This is a genomic window from Limnohabitans parvus II-B4, assembly GCF_003063455.1.
GTDB lineage: Bacteria > Pseudomonadota > Gammaproteobacteria > Burkholderiales > Burkholderiaceae_C > Limnohabitans_A > Limnohabitans_A parvus.
The window spans coordinates 419767-436220 of record NZ_NESN01000002.1 but is presented as its reverse complement, the minus strand read 5'-3'; the positions used below and the strand labels follow the sequence as shown (position 1 = coordinate 436220).

Annotated in this window: 16 protein-coding genes; 7 read left to right on the top strand and 9 right to left on the bottom strand. The window is 60.8% G+C overall.

Features of this window, described 5'->3' with window-relative positions; translation table 11 throughout:
* Window positions 1-108 precede the first annotated feature (108 nt).
* From B9Z37_RS06820 to B9Z37_RS06795, 6 genes are all read left to right on the top strand, one after another.
* On the top strand, window positions 109-789 hold the full coding sequence (locus B9Z37_RS06820) for a flavin reductase family protein (protein ID WP_108312238.1): 681 nt from the start codon (window positions 109-111) through the stop codon (window positions 787-789).
* Window positions 790-907: 118 nt separating this feature from the next.
* Entirely contained in the window at window positions 908-1507 is a 600-nt protein-coding gene (locus B9Z37_RS06815; protein WP_108312237.1) for a TetR/AcrR family transcriptional regulator, read from the top strand.
* Between the two features lies 1 nt (window position 1508).
* Window positions 1509-2465 carry a Bug family tripartite tricarboxylate transporter substrate binding protein gene (locus B9Z37_RS06810; protein ID WP_108312236.1) on the top strand — a complete coding sequence of 319 codons (957 nt, stop codon included), beginning with the start codon at window positions 1509-1511 and terminating at the stop codon, window positions 2463-2465.
* 5 nt (window positions 2466-2470) lie between these two features.
* A complete protein-coding gene (locus tag B9Z37_RS06805; RefSeq protein WP_108312235.1) occupies window positions 2471-3982 on the top strand; it encodes an amidase in 1512 nt (503 codons plus the stop codon).
* Window positions 3983-3988: 6 nt separating this feature from the next.
* On the top strand, window positions 3989-5227 hold the full coding sequence (locus B9Z37_RS06800; RefSeq protein WP_108312234.1) for an NAD(P)/FAD-dependent oxidoreductase: 1239 nt from the start codon (window positions 3989-3991) through the stop codon (window positions 5225-5227).
* 69 nt (window positions 5228-5296) lie between these two features.
* Window positions 5297-6370 (top strand): 3-deoxy-7-phosphoheptulonate synthase, encoded by a 1074-nt coding sequence (locus B9Z37_RS06795; protein ID WP_108312233.1) that lies wholly within the window; start codon window positions 5297-5299, stop codon window positions 6368-6370.
* Window positions 6371-6492: 122 nt separating this feature from the next.
* On the opposite strand, the gene B9Z37_RS06790 is transcribed toward B9Z37_RS06795, so the two are convergent.
* The 8 genes from B9Z37_RS06790 to B9Z37_RS06755 all read right to left on the bottom strand — a co-directional run bounded on the left by B9Z37_RS06790 (window position 6493) and on the right by B9Z37_RS06755 (window position 12447).
* Entirely contained in the window at window positions 6493-6996 is a 504-nt protein-coding gene (locus B9Z37_RS06790) for a CBS domain-containing protein (RefSeq protein ID WP_108312232.1), read from the bottom strand.
* A 76-nt stretch (window positions 6997-7072) separates the two neighbouring features.
* Window positions 7073-7843 carry an alpha/beta fold hydrolase gene (locus tag B9Z37_RS06785; RefSeq protein ID WP_108312231.1) on the bottom strand — a complete coding sequence of 257 codons (771 nt, stop codon included), beginning with the start codon at window positions 7841-7843 and terminating at the stop codon, window positions 7073-7075.
* Window positions 7844-7877: 34 nt separating this feature from the next.
* Window positions 7878-8630: an amino acid ABC transporter ATP-binding protein gene (locus B9Z37_RS06780; protein ID WP_108312230.1), complete on the bottom strand. Its 753-nt coding sequence runs from the start codon at window positions 8628-8630 to the stop codon at window positions 7878-7880.
* A complete protein-coding gene (locus B9Z37_RS06775) occupies window positions 8617-9267 on the bottom strand; it encodes an amino acid ABC transporter permease (RefSeq protein ID WP_108312229.1) in 651 nt (216 codons plus the stop codon). The genes B9Z37_RS06780 and B9Z37_RS06775 overlap by 14 nt, the downstream gene beginning before the upstream one ends.
* A complete protein-coding gene (locus tag B9Z37_RS06770) occupies window positions 9260-9931 on the bottom strand; it encodes an amino acid ABC transporter permease (protein ID WP_108312228.1) in 672 nt (223 codons plus the stop codon). The genes B9Z37_RS06775 and B9Z37_RS06770 overlap by 8 nt, the downstream gene beginning before the upstream one ends.
* Before the next feature lie 20 nt (window positions 9932-9951).
* Window positions 9952-10746 carry a transporter substrate-binding domain-containing protein gene (locus tag B9Z37_RS06765; RefSeq protein WP_108312227.1) on the bottom strand — a complete coding sequence of 265 codons (795 nt, stop codon included), beginning with the start codon at window positions 10744-10746 and terminating at the stop codon, window positions 9952-9954.
* The gene (locus tag B9Z37_RS06760) at window positions 10743-11447 is read right to left on the bottom strand and encodes a GntR family transcriptional regulator (RefSeq protein ID WP_407067228.1); all 705 of its coding nucleotides are present in this window, start codon (window positions 11445-11447) and stop codon (window positions 10743-10745) included. The genes B9Z37_RS06765 and B9Z37_RS06760 overlap by 4 nt, the downstream gene beginning before the upstream one ends.
* A 286-nt stretch (window positions 11448-11733) precedes the next feature.
* Window positions 11734-12447: a YebC/PmpR family DNA-binding transcriptional regulator gene (locus B9Z37_RS06755; RefSeq protein WP_108312226.1), complete on the bottom strand. Its 714-nt coding sequence runs from the start codon at window positions 12445-12447 to the stop codon at window positions 11734-11736.
* A 292-nt stretch (window positions 12448-12739) separates the two neighbouring features.
* On the opposite strand from B9Z37_RS06755, the gene B9Z37_RS06750 reads away from it, so the two are divergent.
* Window positions 12740-14977, top strand: a complete 2238-nt coding sequence (locus tag B9Z37_RS06750; protein ID WP_108312225.1) for an NADP-dependent isocitrate dehydrogenase — start codon at window positions 12740-12742, stop codon at window positions 14975-14977.
* A 98-nt stretch (window positions 14978-15075) separates the two neighbouring features.
* Here the strand turns inward: B9Z37_RS06750 and B9Z37_RS06745 are convergent, their stop codons facing one another.
* On the bottom strand, window positions 15076-16329 hold the full coding sequence (locus B9Z37_RS06745) for an Hsp70 family protein (protein ID WP_108312557.1): 1254 nt from the start codon (window positions 16327-16329) through the stop codon (window positions 15076-15078).
* Window positions 16330-16454: the final 125 nt, after the last annotated feature.

Sequence of the window (16454 nt, the reverse complement as noted above, 5' to 3'; positions counted from 1 at the left end):
CAGCTGGGGTTGGACGTGAGCGCGATGCCCAAACGCCTTTAGGATGGATGCCGGGCGTGTTGCGCGGCACGCGGTTCTGCACTTTTTTCTTGCTTTCAGGAATTCACCATGTATTACGAACCCGGTGTCACACCCCATGGCTTGCCCCATGACCCCTTCAAATCCTGCGTGGTGCCGCGCCCCATTGGCTGGATCTCTACTGTGGACAGCCACGGCCGTCACAACCTGGCGCCTTACAGCCAGTTTCAAAACGTGACGTTCAACCCGCCCATCGTCATGTTCTCGGCCAACCAGAACACGGGCGGTCAACGCAAGGACTCGGTGCGCAACGCCGAAGAAACCGGCGAATTCGTCTGGAACATGGCGACCTACGCGCTGCGCGATGCGGTCAACAAGTCGGCCGAGGAATTGCCGCATGGTGTCGATGAATTCGAGCATGCCGGGCTCGTCAAGCTGCCCTCGCGCAAGGTCAAACCCATGCGGGTGGCGGGCTCCCCCATCCAGTTTGAGTGCGTTTACCTCAATACCCTGCGTTTTCCGGGCGTGCCCCCCATGGGCACCGCCGATGTGGTGTTCGGCAGGGTGGTGGCCATCCACATCGACGACGAGGTCATCGACGGCCAAGGCATGCTCGACATCCTCAAGATCCAGCCGCTGGCGCGCATGGGTTACTTTGACTACACCTTTGTGGACAACAAATTCGAGATGGTGATCGGCGGTAACAACAGCGCCTTGCTGGCGGGGCTGGAAGGCTCACCTGACAAGGCCAAGGCCGCAGCCCAGCGCTGATTCGGTCTTGCCGCCATTGGCGGTTTGTGTGTTCGGGCTTAGGGGTTTGCACGGTGGAAGGATTAATTGCATTACGCCCATAATGCAATTTTGATACCTACATTCCGACGCCCACAGCATGAGCCGCACACTGCATCAGATCAAAAGCGAACAGACGCGAGAGCGTTTGCTGGATGCCGCTTTGGGGCTGATGCACACCAAGGGTCACGGCCAAGTGTCGGTGCACGAAGTCGCCCGTGCCGCAGGCATGACCGCAGGCGCGGTGCAGCACCACTTCACGTCCAAGGCCGCTTTGATGCTGGAGGTGATCACACGCCTGATCACGCAGCTCGAAGAGGCCAGCGATTTCTGGCCGCCCGCGCACTGGGCCCTGAAGCGACGCGCCGACCATTTTGTGCAACAGGCCTGGGTCACCTTGTATGGTCAGCCGCGTTTTACCGTGGCCTGGTCGGCTTATCTGGCCGCGCGTGATGACGAACTGATGGTGGCCCACATCATCGAGCGTCGCGGTTGGTTGACGGCCAGCCTGCACCAGCGCATGGCGCAAAGTTTTCCCGAAATGTGCCAAGGGCCCCAGGCCGTGGCGCGCGTTCAGTTTGTCTTGTCTGCTTTGCGCGGCATGGGCCTGGTCGCACCGTTTTCCCCTGCAGCGGCCATGCCAGCGCAGCTGCAGGTTTTGTCGCAATACCTTCAATCCTTTCAGTCCCAGGAGACCTGACATGAAAAAGACCCTGTTGGCCGCAGCACTGTGCGGCGTTCATTTTTTGGCGCAAGCGGCGTTTCCGGACAAGCCGATCACCTTGATCGTGCCCTACCCACCCGGCGGGGCCACCGACATCCTGGCGCGCAAGCTGGCAGGTCCCTTGGGACAGCGCTTGGGGCAAACGGTCATTGTTGAAAACAAGGCCGGTGCAGGCACAGCCATTGGTGCCACGGCCGTGGCCAAGTCGGCACCCGACGGCTACACCTTGTTGATTTCGTCCAACACCACCTTCACCGTCAATGCCGCGCTGAAGAAAAATTTGCCCTACGACCCGCAAAAGGATTTCGAATCGATTGGCCTGATCGGCAGTTCGCCATTGGTGCTGTTGGCCCACCCCAAAGTGCCCGCCAACAACGTGAAAGAACTGTTGGCGCTGGCCAAAGCGGACCCCAAGGGTTTGAATTTTGGCTCGTTCGGTGTGGGCACATCGGCCCACCTGGCGGGCGAGATGTTCAAGGTCATGACCGGGGCCAACATGGTGCATGTGGCTTACCGTGGCAGTGCGCCCGCCATGACAGACCTGATAGGCGGGCAGATTCCTTTGAGCTTTGACACCAGCGTGGCGGCCATGCCACAAATGGCCACTGGCAAGGTCAAGGCGATTGCCGTGACCACACGACAGCGCTCACCCCAGATGCCGCAGGTGCCCACCGTGGCGGAGGCTGGTTTCCCCGACTACGAGATGGTGCCCTGGATTGGTTTTGTGGGGCGCCGCGGCATGCCTGCCGAGGTCAGTGGCAAATTGACCAAAGCCCTGAAAGACAGTCTGAACGATCCTGCCGTCAAGGCGGATTTGCAAAAAGTGGGCCTGGATGTGCTGTTCCAGCCCGGCAGCGTGTACGACACCAAGGTGGCGCAAGAGCTGCCCTTGCTGCGGGCCTATGTGCACCGCGCCAACATCCCGGTGGAGTGAGCTCCATGGCGTTGGTGGAACACAGTGCGGTTGAACTGCGCCGCCAGATCGGCGAAAGAGAAATCTCGCCCGTCGAGCTGATGCAGTCCTGCATCGACCAGATTGAAAAATACAACCCGGCCGTGAACGCCATTTGTGCGACCGACTACGAACGCGCATTGGCCTCGGCCCGCGAAGCCGAAGTCCAGGTCATGCGCGGTGATGCTCTGCCTGCACTGCACGGTCTGCCGCTGGGCGTGAAAGACCTGCAGGCCACGGCCGGGCTGCTGACCACCAGCGGCAATGTGCGGCTGCGCGGGCATGTGCCCGAGCGCGATGTGTCTTATGTGGCGCGCATGCGTGCGGCTGGTGCCATCGTCACGGCCAAGACCAACACGCCCGACATGGGCGCAGGCGCCAACAGCCGCAACCCGGTGTGGGGCGCGACGGGCAACCCGTTCAATCCGGCACTCAACGCGGGCGGTTCATCCGGTGGCTCTGCTGCGGCGCTGGCCTGCGACATGCTGCCGCTGTGCACAGGCTCCGATACAGGCGGCTCACTGCGCATCCCGTCGGCTTTGTGCGGCGTGGTGGGCTTGCGGCCATCGCCAGGGTTGATTGCCAACGACATGCGCCCGCTGGGCTGGTCTGCCATTTCGGTGCTGGGCCCGATGGGGCGTGACGTGGCCGACACCGCTTTCATGATGCAGGCCAGCGTGGGCCCGCACCCGATGGACCCGCTCAGCCTGGGCGTGCAGCACGAAGCGTTTTGGCCCGTTCAGCCTGTTGATTTGCGGCCACTGCGCGTGGCCTACACCGAAGACTTTGGCGCTTGTGCGGTGGACCCGATGATCCGCCGTGCATTTCGCGAAAGGGTGCAGGCCTTGTCGCGTGAGGTGGCCGTGTGCGAACCGCTCGATTGGGACCTGGGCGACGGTCACCGCTGCTTTGATGTGATCCGTGCCGAGAGTTTTTATGCCGCCTTTGAAGAGGTCTACCGCACCCAACCCGACACGCTGGGGCCCAATGTGCGGGCCAATGTGGAGATGGCCGCCAGCATCACGCTGGCCGACCGCGCCTGGGCGCACTTGGCGCAGACCCGCATCAATCGGCAATTCCAAGCGGCGTTTGAGCACTATGACCTGATCCTGTCGCCCGTCACGCCGCTGTCGCCCTTCCCTTGGACACAGCTGTACGCCGAGGTGGTCGACGGCCAGAAGCAGCGCAACTACTACGAGTGGCTGAGCCTGACCTACATGGTCACGCTGGCCACCAACCCGGCCTTGTCTTTGCCGCTGGGCTGCGACGAAGCGGGCATGCCGTTTGGGCTGCAGATGATCGGGCCGCTGCACCGCGATGCGCACCTGCTGCGCATGGCGGCGGCGCTGGAGCAATGGGGCAAAACGCAAACAGGTTTGCACAGACCCCGGCCTGACATGGCGGCGTTGCAGCAGCCGCGGCCTGAACTCAAAAGCATCGTGACGCACCCGCCTGTTCTGGCCGGTGGTGCTATGGTGGACAGCCGTAACGCTGTTTGAAATGCCATGACTTCCTCTATCTTTGTTCTCGGCGCTGGCATGGTCGGCACTTGCACCGCCTTGCATTTGCAGCAACGCGGTTTCGATGTGGTGCTGGTGGACCGGCGCGAGCCCGGCCAGGAGACCTCGTTTGGCAATGCTGGCCTGATCCAGCAAGAGGCGGTTGAGCCCTATGCCTTTCCGCGTGAGCCGGGTTTCTTGTTGAACGTGGCCTTGGGGCGAGGGGCCGAGGTCCATTGGCATGCGCGGGGTTTGTGGCAAATGGCCGGGTCGCTGTTGCGCTATTTGCGCCATTCACACCCCAAGCGCCATGCGCTAGCGACAAAAGCCTACAGCCGCCTGATCGCCCACGCCACCCATGAACACGATCTGTTGATGGCTGCTGCGGGTGCGCAAGATCTGGTGGCGCGTGAAGGCTTTCGCTTTGTGTTTCGCACGCCAGAGGCATTCGATGAGGCGGCGCAGCGGGCGTCGGCTTTGCAAGACCGTTTTGGCGTGCGTTACCAAGCCGAAAACACCACCCAGCTTGCGCAGGCCGAACCCGCTTTGCAAAGGTCCATGGCGGGTGCCGTGCATTGGCTGGACCCGTGGGCGGTGAACAACCCCGGTGCCTTGGTGCAGCGCTATGCCGACTTGTTTGTGGCGCGGGGCGGGCGCGTGTTGACCGGCGACGCCGCCAGCCTGCAACCCCAAGGTGCTGGCTGGTCGGTGCAAACCACCGAGGGCCGTGTGGATGCCGAGCAAGCGGTGTTGGCTTTGGGCCCTTGGGCCGACGGTTTGATCCGCACACTGGGCTATCGTTTTCCGCTGTTCATCAAACGGGGCTACCACCAGCACTACACCTCGCCCGCACAGGTGCGGCAACCGCTGCTCGATGCCGAGCGCGGCTATGTGCTGGCCCCCATGCAACGCGGCCTGCGCCTGACCACGGGTGCCGAATTTGCGCCCATCGATGCCCCGCCCACGCCGGTGCAACTGGCCAAGGCTGAGGCGCTGGCGCGTGAATTGGTGGACCTGGGCCAGCCCTTGCCCGAGCCGCCCTGGCTGGGCGCTCGCCCTTGCACCGCGGACATGCTGCCCGTGATGGGTCCAGCGCCGCGCTATAAAGGCCTGTGGTTTAACTTCGGCCACGCGCACCAAGGCTTCACGTTGGGGCCGGTGGCAGGGCGCTTGCTGGCCGAGATGGTGCATGGTCAGCCAACTTGGGTGGACCCGACGCCATATTTGCCCGCACGCTTTGTTTGAAGGCTGATCAGTCCATTAACCAAGATAGGGCCGTTTAAACTGCCGTCAGATTCAGTTGCCGGACCCCCCATGCTTTCCACCCAAGACAAAACCCGCATCGACGACACCCGCATTGCGTCGGTGCGCCCCCTCATGACGCCGGCCTTGCTCGAAGAGCGGCTGCCCGCATCGCCCGCGCACTTGGCGCTGGTGGAGCGTTCGCGCCAGGACATCTCGAACGTGTTGCAAGGCCAAGACGACCGCCTCGTCATGGTGGTCGGGCCGTGCTCGATCCATGACCACGATCAGGCCATTGCCTACGCCAAGCTGCTCAAGGCCGAAGCCGACAAGCACGCCAAAGATTTGCAGATCGTGATGCGCGTGTATTTTGAAAAACCCCGCACCACCGTGGGCTGGAAGGGCTACATCAACGACCCGCACTTGGATGGCAGCTTTGCCATGAACCAGGGCCTGGAGATGGCGCGCAAGTTGTTGCTGGACATTATCGATCTGGGCCTGCCCGTGGCCACCGAGTTTCTGGATTTGCTCAGCCCACAATACATCAGCGATCTGGTGACTTGGGGCGCGATCGGTGCCCGCACCACCGAAAGCCAGAGCCACCGCCAACTGGCCAGCGGCCTGTCCTGCCCGGTGGGTTTCAAGAACGGCACGGACGGCGGCGTCAAGGTCGCAGCCGATGCGGTGGTGGCGTCCAAGGCCCCGCACGCTTTCATGGGCATGACCAAAATGGGCCAGGCCGCGATCTTCGAGACGCGCGGCAATCAGGACGTGCACATCATCCTGCGCGGCGGCAAAGTGCCCAACTATTCGGTCGCTGACGTGGATGCCGCCTGCAAGGCGCTAGAGGCTTCGGGCATCGCGCCGCAGGTCATGGTGGACGTGTCGCACGCCAACAGCAGCAAGCAGCACAGCAAGCAAATCGAGGTGGCGCACGACGTGGCCGCGCAGGTGGCAGGCGGTGACCGCCGCATCATGGGCCTGATGATCGAAAGCCATTTGCAAGAAGGCCGACAAGACCAAAAGCCCGGTCAGCCCTTGCAACATGGTGTGTCCATCACCGACGCCTGCATCAGCTTTGCGCAAACCGTGCCGGTGCTGCAGGCGCTGGCGCAGGCGGTGCAACAGCGCCGCAGCCGTGCGTGATGGCACGGCAAAACATGTAACAGTGCCTTGACCGCCATCGCCGGTCGGGCTTGTCATTTTGGGGGCGGTTTTGACCGCTGTACCTGCTTCGAGGCGTTCTCGTATCCTGCTGCCAATGCCCATCAAGGCTCGTGCTGCGCCAGGTACATGCCCTCAGGCTGTTCGCCGGGAGTGAACATGGGTGAGGTTCTGGCACTTTCCATGTCGATCCCGACGCGCAGCGCTTCGGAAAGCCCGTTCAATTCATCGGCGATGCTGACCAGTAAATCGTCAACGGACAGCAGGCCCATGAGGCGCCCACCGGGTTCGGTCACGAAAACACGCCGCACGCCGTGTTGGTGCATGGCTTGCACGCCTTCGTAAACGCTCGAAGTGCCAGGCACCCGGATCAAATGCACGCTGCTGAAAGCACCCACATTTTGTTCTTCCGGTGAACAGCCTTGTGCCAGCAAATTGACCACCAGATCCCGGTCGGTCACCACGCCCATCACCCGTGTCGGGTCTTCAGGATCGGTCAGTGCCAGAGCCCCGACATGGTGAACGCGCATCAGCTCGGCGGCTTTGTGTACCGAGGCTTCCGCGCTGACAGAGATGATTTCGCGCCGACACAGGCTGGCCAGATTCATGGATCGCTCCCCCCAAAAAAAGATCAACCCACCTTAATCGGCCGGTCGGATCTTTTCTGTGCGCCAATGCACCGCTTCAATTTTGGGGTGATTTGATCCAGTTGCCAATCAGCTGGACGGCCTCTTTTTCATGGTTGATGAAGCCGTGCCAGTGCAGTGCATCGCAGGGGTCTCCTACGGGATCTGAGCCGCCTTCGACCATGATGAATTTCTTGATGGGTGCCGACTTGAGGCCGTCAGTGATGCGGGCCGCTTCGTGGGGTAAGCAGATCTTGCAGGCATCTTGCTTGTGGTGAACAACCAACGTGGGCACCGCAATTTTGTCAATGGCTTGCGTGGCAATGGCGCCAACCTTGTTGGATGTCACGCTGGAGGTGAGGACCAGACCTTGTACCGTGCCTTGGGGCCAGGCAATCGTGGCCGCCGTGCCGGACACTGTGCCTCGGCTGGTGCCCACAAGCCACACGGGCGAATCGCTCAGTTGTTTGGCATGGCGCACCACCGCGGCCAGCTCTTGAATGTGCGTTGGACTGACGCGGTAGTCGTAGTCCAGGCGTTGCAAATCAGAAGCTCTGAAGACCACGATCACGTTGAACTGCTGGGCTGCAAACAGTGTGCGACTGCGCACCAGGAAGTTCTTGCTGGTCGGTTGGCCATCGACGATCTTGCCTGTGTTGGCATCGCCGCCGGGCAGCAGCACCAAGGTGGCCTTTGCCTGCGGCTGTGTCATCACATAAATCGGCAAATGGCCATCGGCTCGACCGATGTCGAGCTTGACCATTTTTTCTTCGGCATAGGCACTCAAGCCGCTCAAGCACAAAAGCAGGCACACCAACAAACGTTTCATCAGATGACTCCGGGTGGGTGTGAATTATTTTGCCTCAGTGCAATGAGGACAAAAACTGCTGCAGTTCAGACGTCTTCGGGTTGGCAAAAAGTTCGGCCGGTGCGCCTTGCTCATGCACCAAGCCTTGGTGCATGAAGACCACCCGGTCACTCACCTTGCGGGCAAAGTTCATCTCGTGCGTGACCATCAAGAGCGTCATGCCCTCTTGCGCCAGCGACTCCACCACGGCCAGCACTTCGCCCACCAGCTCGGGGTCGAGCGCCGAGGTGATTTCGTCGCACAGCAAGATGCCCGGTGACATGGCCAGTGCCCGGGCAATCGCCACGCGTTGCTGCTGCCCGCCCGAGAGTTGATCGGGAAAGGCGTCGAACTTTTCGGCCAAACCCACACGGGCCAGAAGACGGCGTGCCGTGGCTTCGGTCTCGGCGGCAGGCAGCTGCTTGACCAGACCGGGCGCGAGCTGGATGTTTTTGCCCACAGTGAGGTGCGGAAACAGGTTGAAGGACTGGAAGATCATGCCCACTTGCTGGCGTAAGGTCCGCATGGCCGCAGGGTCGTCGTACACCAAGGGCTGGCCTTGCACGGTCAGACTGCCGTGCTGAAAGGTCTCCAGCCCGTTGATGCAGCGCAGCAGGGTGCTTTTGCCCGAGCCGCTTTTGCCGATGATGGCGATCACCTCACCCGGTTGCACGTTCAGGTCGATGCCTTTGAGGACTTCGTTGTTGCCATAAGACTTGCGCAGCCCCGTGATGGCGACGGCGGCGGTAGATGCGTTAGCGTTGGACATGGAATCGACCTTCGAGAGAGCGTGCATACAGGCTGATCGGGTAGCAGATCAGAAAATACAAAACAGCCACACAGCTGTAGACCACAAAGGGTTTGAAGGTGGCGTTGGTGATCATGGTGCCGGCCTTGGTCAGCTCGACAAAGCCAATGACCGAAGCCAGCGCTGTGCCCTTGACCACCTGCACCAAAAAGCCCACGGTGGGTGCGACCGCAATGCGTGCGGCTTGCGGAAAGATGACGTAGCGCAGTTGCTCGCCAAAGTTCAGTGCCAGGCTTTGCGCCGCCTCCCACTGGCCTTTGCCAATCGATTTGACGCAGCCGTGCCAGATCTCGGCGAGGAAGGCGCTGCTGTACAGCGTCAGGGCCACGGCCGCTGCCGTCCAGGCGGACGTCTCTACGCCCAGCATGGCCATGCCGAAGTAGGCCAGAAACAGCTGCATCAGCAAAGGCGTGCCCTGAAAGACTTGCACATACACGGCCACCGCTTGTTGCAAGCTGCGGTTGTGCGTGGTGCGGGCCACCAGCAGGGCCAGGCCCACCAGGCCGCCGCCCACAAAAGCGATCAGCGAGAGCACCAGCGTCCAGCGTGCGGCCAGCAAGAGGTTGCTGACGATGTCCCAAAGAGAAAATTCAACCACGGCGGCCTCCGAACAAGAAGCGTTGGCCGAACCAGTTCAGCGTGGCGCGGGTGGCGATCGACAGCAACAGGTAAATGGCGGTGGCGACGATGAAGGCTTCAAAGGCGCGGAAGTTGCGGCTCTGGATCAGGTTGGCGGCAAAGCTCAACTCTTCGGTCGAGATTTGTCCGCACACCGCCGAGCCCAACATCACGATGATGATCTGGCTGACCAGCGCAGGCCACACGCGCTGCAGTGCAGGCGGCAGCACCACATGGATGAAGGTCTGCATGCGCGAGAGCGCCAGGCTCATGGCCGCTTCGATCTGCCCTGCAGGCGTGGTCTGGATGCCTGCCCGCACGATCTCGGCCGAATAGGCCCCCAGGTTGATCACCATGGCGATCACCGACGACCATTCGGGGCTCAGGCGCACACCCATGGCCGGCAAGCCAAAGAACAGGAAAAAGAGCTGAACGATGAAAGGCGTGTTGCGGATCAGCTCCACATAGGCGGCCACGCCAGGGCGGCTCCAGCTCGGCCCCTGGGTGCGCACCCAAGCGCAGCCAATGCCCAGCAGCACGCCCAGCACCGCGGACACGGCCGTGAGGCCGAGTGTCCACGCCACACCTTTGACCAGCAAAGGCCACTCGGTCAAAACCGCCGCAAAGTCCAGCTCAATCGCCATGGCGTCAGCCTTTCAAGTGCTTATTCGGGCAACTGGCCAGCAGGGCGGCCCAGCCACTTTTGCGCCATCTTGTCGATGTCGCCCGACTTTTTGGCCTCGGCAATGATGGCGTTGACCTTGGTGCGCAGCGCGTCTTCGCCCTTGCCCACACCGATGAAGTTGGGGCTGTCTTTGAGCAACAACTTGTATTCGGTGTTGAGTTGGGGGTTCTTTTGCATCATCACGCCTGCGACCGACACGCCCGTGGCCAGCAATTGGGTTTGGCCCGCGACGAAAGCGGACACGGTGGCGTTGTTGTCTTCAAAGCGTTTGATTTCTGTGCCCGCCGGGGCCACCTTGGTCAATTCTTGATCTTCCAAAGCGCCACGAGTGGCCGCCACGGTCTTGCCCGCCAAATCGGCCATGGATTTCACGTTGATGGTTTTGGGGCCATAAATGCCCTGGAAAAATGGCGAGTAAGCCGAGGTGAAGTCGATGACTTTTTCACGCTCGGGGTTCTTCCCCAGGGTGGAGATGACCAGATCGGCCTTCTTGGTCTGCAGGTAGGCGATGCGGTTGGCGCTGGTCACGGGCATCAGCTCGATCTTCACGCCCATTTTGGTGGCGATGTAGTTGGCCATGTCGATGTCCAGGCCTTGGGGTTTGAGGTCGATGCCCACAAAGCCATAAGGCGGAAAGTCGGTCGGGATGGCGATCTTGATCAGCTTGGCTTTCTGGATGTTGTCCAGCGCGGCTTGGGCGTGGCTGGCACCTGTCAAAGTCAACAGGCTGGCGGCGACGGCAACAGACAGCACAAGGCGTTTCGAGAGTTTCATAGCAAGGCTCCTAGGTAGGTGGAAGGTGAGGTGGATGAAGAGGGTTTGCTGGCTGCGCTCTTGGCCTGTTTTTTGGCCATGGTGCTGGCGGGGTTCATGGGTGCCAGTGCCAAACGCAACTCGGCCAGCGGGTCTGCGGGTGTGGCGTTGATCTGCAATGCCGATTGCACCTGGCCAATGTGCTCGGCCATGAGCCGCTCGGCCGTTTCCTTGTCGCCGCGCTCCAGCGCTTGCACGATGTCGATGTGTTCCTGGCAGGACTTCACCGCGTCGTGGCTCGACTGGTAGAGCATGGCGATCAGCGTGGTGCGCGCCGTGAAGTCGCGCAGCGTGTCGGCCAGCAGCTGGTTGCCCAGGCACTCGGCCAGGCACACATGAAAATCACCGAGCAAAAAGCTGCGGCGCCCCACGTCGTCTTGTTTGAGCGCGGTTTTCTCTTGCTGGATGTGTTGTTTCAGGCGCTTGAGCGTGGTTTTGTCCATGGCTCCGGCGCTGCGGATCAGGCCGGTTTCAATCACTTTGCGGGCTTCAAAGGCTTCGCGGGCTTCGGTCTTGGAGGGCTGCACCACAAACCAGCCCCGGCGCGAGCTGACCTGCACGATGCCGCGTGCGGCCAGTTGCATCAGCGCTTCGCGCACCAGAGTGCGGCTGCAGTCAAACAGCATGGACAAAGCCTGCTCGCCCAGGCGTGCGCCGGGCATCAGCTTTTGGGCCAGGATCGCTTCCACGATCCGGTCGGCAATGTCTTTGGAGTTCACAACCAGGGATTCCTTTGCTTGAACCTCTAGCGAATACCGTGCCACTTGTTTTGGCATCTTGTATGCAAGATTTGTGCATCATAGGTGTGCGCAAATCATTTTTGACTCATGGATTTCCCTTGCTTGGTGCGTGGGTGTGCACCAATTTGCGTTGCGTCGAAAAACTGTGGCCCAGAAAAAAGGGCCTGGCAGGTCAACACCTGTCAGGCCCTTGTCGGGGGGGGCTTGCTTAACCCGCCAGCCCCACAAACACGTTTTGCACGTCGTCGTTGTTGTCAATGGCACCCAAGAAGGCTTCAACCTCTTCCAATTGTTCTGGGCTCAGGTTGACCGGGTCGACCGGGTTCTTGGGTTTGTAGCCCAGTTTGGCCGACACCACGGTGAAACCGAAGTTGGGCAGAGCGCGGCTGACCAGGTCCAGGTCGGTCGCTTCGGTGATGAACACGGTCACGCCGTCTTCATCGGCGGGCTCAAAGTCCTGCGCACCGGCTTCGATGGCGGCCAGTTCGGCGTCCGCACCGGCTTGGGCAGGTTCCGCCTCGATCATGCCCACATGGTCAAAGTCCCACGAGACCGAGCCCGAGGTGCCTTGCTGGCCTTTGCGGAACAACACACGCATTTCAGACGCCGTGCGGTTCACGTTGTCGGTCAGCACTTCGATCATCACCGGCACTTGGTGCGGCGCGAAACCTTCGTAAATCACGCGGTCAAAGCTCACGGCATCGCCCAAAAGGCCAGCGCCCTTCTTGATGGCGCGTTCCAGCGTTTCTTTGGGCATGGACACTTTGCGGGCCTGCTCGACCACCAGACGCAGGCGCGAGTTGGCGGCCGGGTCGGCACCGTTGCGGGCTGCGATCATGATGTCCTTGGCCAGACGGCCAAACAATTTGCCTCTGGCGTCTGCGGCTTGTGCTTTGCCTTTGGCTTTCCATTGCGCGCCCATGGGTGTATTCCTAGGTTGGGGGCCGCGCTCAAGGGGCGCTGGCCGGGTAAGGGGACGCCAAGTCCGGTGATTTGGCGTGTGTCTAAAGGGGTGTCAGTTTAATCGCCTGGCTGTTTGCCTCCCAAGTTGGCCTGTGCGCAGGCGTTGGCTGCGGCACCACGTAAGCAAAACAGGGGTGCATTTGAGATAAAGTCACGGGTTAAACCACCTTAAAAGGGCGGTTTCCGAATCCGTTCGACGTACCGCCGGACGACGTATTCCTTTTTCCACATCCCTGATAACGAGAGTACCCATGGCTGCAGACAAATCCAAGATCATTTACACCCTGACAGACGAAGCCCCTTTGCTGGCCACAGCCTCGTTCTTGCCGATCATCCGCACGTTTGCAGCCCCTGCTGGCATCGAAGTGGCCGAGAGCGACATTTCTGTGGCTGCCCGTATCCTGGGTGAATTTTCTGATTTGCTGCCTCCTGAGCAGCGTGCGCCAAACAACCTGGCCGAGCTGGGCAAACTGACGCTGAACCCTTCTGCCAACATCATCAAGTTGCCCAACATCAGCGCTTCCGTGGGTCAGCTGGTCGCCGCCATCAAGGAACTGCAGTCCAAGGGCTACGCCTTGCCCGACTACCCTGAGAACGCCAAGACCGACGAAGAAAAGGCCTTGAAGGCACGCTACAACAAGTGCACCGGCTCGGCCGTGAACCCTGTTTTGCGCGAAGGCAACTCGGACCGCCGCGCGCCCCGCGCCGTGAAAGAGTTTGCCCGCAAGAACCCGCACAGCATGGCCGAGTGGAGCCAGGCCTCGCGCTCGCACGTCTCGCACATGCACGCTGGCGACTTCTACCACGGTGAAAAGTCCATGACGCTGGACCGCGCCCGTGACGTGAAGATGGAGCTGATCACCAAGAGCGGCAAGGCCATCATCCTCAAACCCAAAGTCTCTTTGCTCGACCGTGAAGTCATCGACAGCATGTTCATGAGCAAGAAAGCGCTGGAAGCTTTCTACGAGCAGGAAATCGAAGACGCACACAAAACCGGCGTGATGTTCTCGCTGCACGTCAAAGCCACCATGATGAAGGTCTCGCACCCCATCGTGTTCGGTCATTGCGTCAAGATCTTTTACAAAGAAGCGTTTGCCAAGCACGCCAAATTGTTCGAAGAACTGGGCGTGAACGTGAACAACGGCATGGCCGATCTGTACAGCAAGATCGCCACGCTGCCCCAGTCCAAGCAAGACGAAATCAAGCGCGACCTGCACGCCTGCCACGAGCACCGCCCCGAGCTGGCCATGGTCGATTCCGCCAAGGGCATCACCAACTTCCACTCGCCCAACGACGTGATCGTGGATGCCTCCATGCCTGCCATGATCCGCAACGGCGGCAAGATGTGGGGTGCCGATGGCCGGCTGAAAGACGTCAAGGCCGTGATGCCCGAGTCGACTTTTGCCCGTATTTACCAGGAGATGATCAACTTCTGCAAGTGGCACGGCGCGTTTGACCCCAAGACCATGGGCACGGTGCCCAACGTCGGCCTGATGGCCCAGCAAGCCGAAGAATACGGCTCGCACGACAAGACCTTCGAGATTCCTGAAGACGGCGTGGCCAACATCACCGACCTGAACACCGGCGAAGTGCTGCTGTCTGAAAACGTGGAAGCGGGCGACATCTGGCGCATGTGCCAGGTCAAGGACGCAGCGATCCGCGACTGGGTCAAGTTGGCCGTCACCCGTGCCCGCAACTCCGGCATGCCCGTGGTGTTCTGGCTCGACCAGTACCGTCCGCACGAAGCCCAGCTGATCACCAAGGTCAAGATGTACCTGCACGAGCACAACACCGCCGGTCTGGACATCCAGATCATGAGCCAAGTGCGTGCCATGCGTTACACCCTGGAGCGCGTGGTGCGCGGTCTGGACACCATCAGCGCCACAGGCAACATCCTGCGTGACTACCTGACCGACCTGTTCCCGATCATGGAATTGGGCACCTCGGCCAAGATGCTGTCGGTCGTGCCTTTGATGGCCGGTGGCGGCATGTACGAAACCGGTGCCGGCGGCTCTGCGCCCAAGCACGTTCAGCAGTTGGTCGAAGAAAATCACCTGCGTTGGGACTCGTTGGGTGAGTTCTTGGCACTGGCCGTGTCGCTGGAAGACCTGGGCCTGAAAACCGGCAACAAAAAGGCCGGCGTCTTGTCCAAGACACTGGATGCCGCGACCGGAAAATTGCTCGACAACAACAAGAATCCTTCGCCTAAAACAGGTCAGCTCGACAACCGTGGCAGCCAGTTCTACTTGGCCATGTATTGGGCTCAAGAGTTGGCCGCACAAACCGAAGACGCAGCGCTGGCTGCTCAGTTCGCGCCCTTGGCCAAAGTGTTGACCGACAACGAGAAGAAAATCGTGGACGAGCTCAATGCCGTGCAGGGCAAGGCGGTCGATATCGGCGGTTACTACATGCCCGACCAAGCCAAGCTGGCCGCCATCATGCGCCCCAGCGCGACCTTCAATGCCGCATTGAGCAGCGTGAAGAGCTGATCGGTCGAAACGGTCTGCGAGCCACTCAGGTGTCATGCCTGAGTGGCTTTTTTGTGCTCGCTGAAAGTCTGTCCGCCCAGCTTAGCTCTCAGATGTCTTCAGCGGCTGTAAGCCAGCCCCAGTGCCACGCCGCCAAACAAATCGCCCTCGATCAGTTTGACCCCCTCAAATTCTGCCTGCAGGGCCTGCTGGAAAGTGCGCAAGGCCGAAGAGCCGCCAGTCAGGTAAATGGCATCCAGCGAAGCGTCGGTCAGACCCGCGCGCTGCACGCATTCACGCGCACAGGCCACGGTGCGGCTTAACAGGTCATGCAGTTGCGCTTGCATGTCGGCGACACCCAATCCGGCTTCCAGACGACTCTCAATGACTGACAAATCAATCCCCGTGTCGGCGTTCTCTACCGAGCAGCGAATTTTGGCTTGCTCGACCTCGTGCGCCATGTGGTGACCGTGCCGCTCGGTCAGCACCTGCATCAAGCGCTCGTGCAGACGAGGCTCGCTGTAATTGGTACGCAGGGTTTTGGCGTGGGCAATGGCCTTGGGCTGGTATTGCCAATGAATCAAGTGCCAAGTGGCCAGGTCAAAAAACACCCGGCTGGGTACTTCACGCTGTTCGGGGCCGATGTGCTTGTAACCCAGCAGCGGCATGACTTGGGCCAGGTTCAGTTGCCGGTCGTAATCGGTGCCGCCAATGTGCACGCCCGTCGTGGCCAGGATGTCGGCACTGCGGTCGTTGCGCTGCATGCGCTCAGGCCCCAAGCGCACCACGGTGAAATCCGAGGTGCCGCCCCCGAGGTCAACGACCAACACGGTGCTTTCCTGGGTCAGTCGCTGCTCGTAATCCAGCGCAGCAGCGATCGGCTCCAGTTGAAAAGACACCTCCTCAAAGCCCACCGATTGCACCGCCTGGCGCAGCGAGGCCTCGGCCAGCGCATCGCGCTCGGGATCGTCGTCCACAAAGTGCACCGGGCGGCCCATCACCACGCGGCGCGGGGCCGTGCCCAAGCTTTGCGTCGCGCGTTCGCGCAGGGTGGCCAAAAAGGTGGCGATGATGTCTTGAAAGCTGATTTGTTGGTGACCGATCTGCGTGGTCTCCAGCAAGAGCGGACTACCAAGCAGGCTTTTAAGCGAACGCATCAAGCGGCCTTCAGTGCCTTCCAGGTAATGCCTGAGTGCATCTCGCCCGAAGTGGGTGCTGCTGTCTTCGAGGTTGTAGAACACGGCAGTCGGCATGGCCAGGGCATCGCCTTCGAGCGGGATCAGGCGTGCACTCCCTTCGTGGCCGAGCCAAGCCATGGCCGAATTGGAGGTGCCGAAATCGATGCCGAGCGTGCCGGCAGGGTAAGAAGTCATGAAGTGAATGCGCAGGGTCAAAAAGTCAGACCCGTTAAAGAGGAGGCAGCGCAAAGCGCAGGCCATGAACGACCGGGCATTCTGCCACTGCAAACCTTGCCAAATCATGGAGAATCAGCGGCTGT

Excerpts from the sequence above, each read along its gene's own strand:
- B9Z37_RS06760 (WP_407067228.1), bottom strand. The coding sequence starts at position 11,447 with ATGCCCGGCGCACGCCTGGGCGAGCAGGCTTTGTCCATGCTGTTTGAC.
- B9Z37_RS06810 (WP_108312236.1), top strand. The coding sequence starts at position 1,509 with ATGAAAAAGACCCTGTTGGCCGCAGCACTGTGCGGCGTTCATTTTTTG.
- B9Z37_RS06765 (WP_108312227.1), bottom strand. The coding sequence starts at position 10,746 with ATGAAACTCTCGAAACGCCTTGTGCTGTCTGTTGCCGTCGCCGCCAGC.
- B9Z37_RS06805 (WP_108312235.1), top strand. The coding sequence starts at position 2,471 with ATGGCGTTGGTGGAACACAGTGCGGTTGAACTGCGCCGCCAGATCGGC.
- B9Z37_RS06780 (WP_108312230.1), bottom strand. The coding sequence starts at position 8,630 with ATGTCCAACGCTAACGCATCTACCGCCGCCGTCGCCATCACGGGGCTG.
- B9Z37_RS06820 (WP_108312238.1), top strand. The coding sequence starts at position 109 with ATGTATTACGAACCCGGTGTCACACCCCATGGCTTGCCCCATGACCCC.
- B9Z37_RS06800 (WP_108312234.1), top strand. The coding sequence starts at position 3,989 with ATGACTTCCTCTATCTTTGTTCTCGGCGCTGGCATGGTCGGCACTTGC.
- B9Z37_RS06750 (WP_108312225.1), top strand. The coding sequence starts at position 12,740 with ATGGCTGCAGACAAATCCAAGATCATTTACACCCTGACAGACGAAGCC.
- B9Z37_RS06790 (WP_108312232.1), bottom strand. The coding sequence starts at position 6,996 with ATGAATCTGGCCAGCCTGTGTCGGCGCGAAATCATCTCTGTCAGCGCG.
- B9Z37_RS06745 (WP_108312557.1), bottom strand. The coding sequence starts at position 16,329 with ATGACTTCTTACCCTGCCGGCACGCTCGGCATCGATTTCGGCACCTCC.
- B9Z37_RS06795 (WP_108312233.1), top strand. The coding sequence starts at position 5,297 with ATGCTTTCCACCCAAGACAAAACCCGCATCGACGACACCCGCATTGCG.
- B9Z37_RS06755 (WP_108312226.1), bottom strand. The coding sequence starts at position 12,447 with ATGGGCGCGCAATGGAAAGCCAAAGGCAAAGCACAAGCCGCAGACGCC.
- B9Z37_RS06770 (WP_108312228.1), bottom strand. The coding sequence starts at position 9,931 with ATGGCGATTGAGCTGGACTTTGCGGCGGTTTTGACCGAGTGGCCTTTG.
- B9Z37_RS06785 (WP_108312231.1), bottom strand. The coding sequence starts at position 7,843 with ATGAAACGTTTGTTGGTGTGCCTGCTTTTGTGCTTGAGCGGCTTGAGT.
- B9Z37_RS06815 (WP_108312237.1), top strand. The coding sequence starts at position 908 with ATGAGCCGCACACTGCATCAGATCAAAAGCGAACAGACGCGAGAGCGT.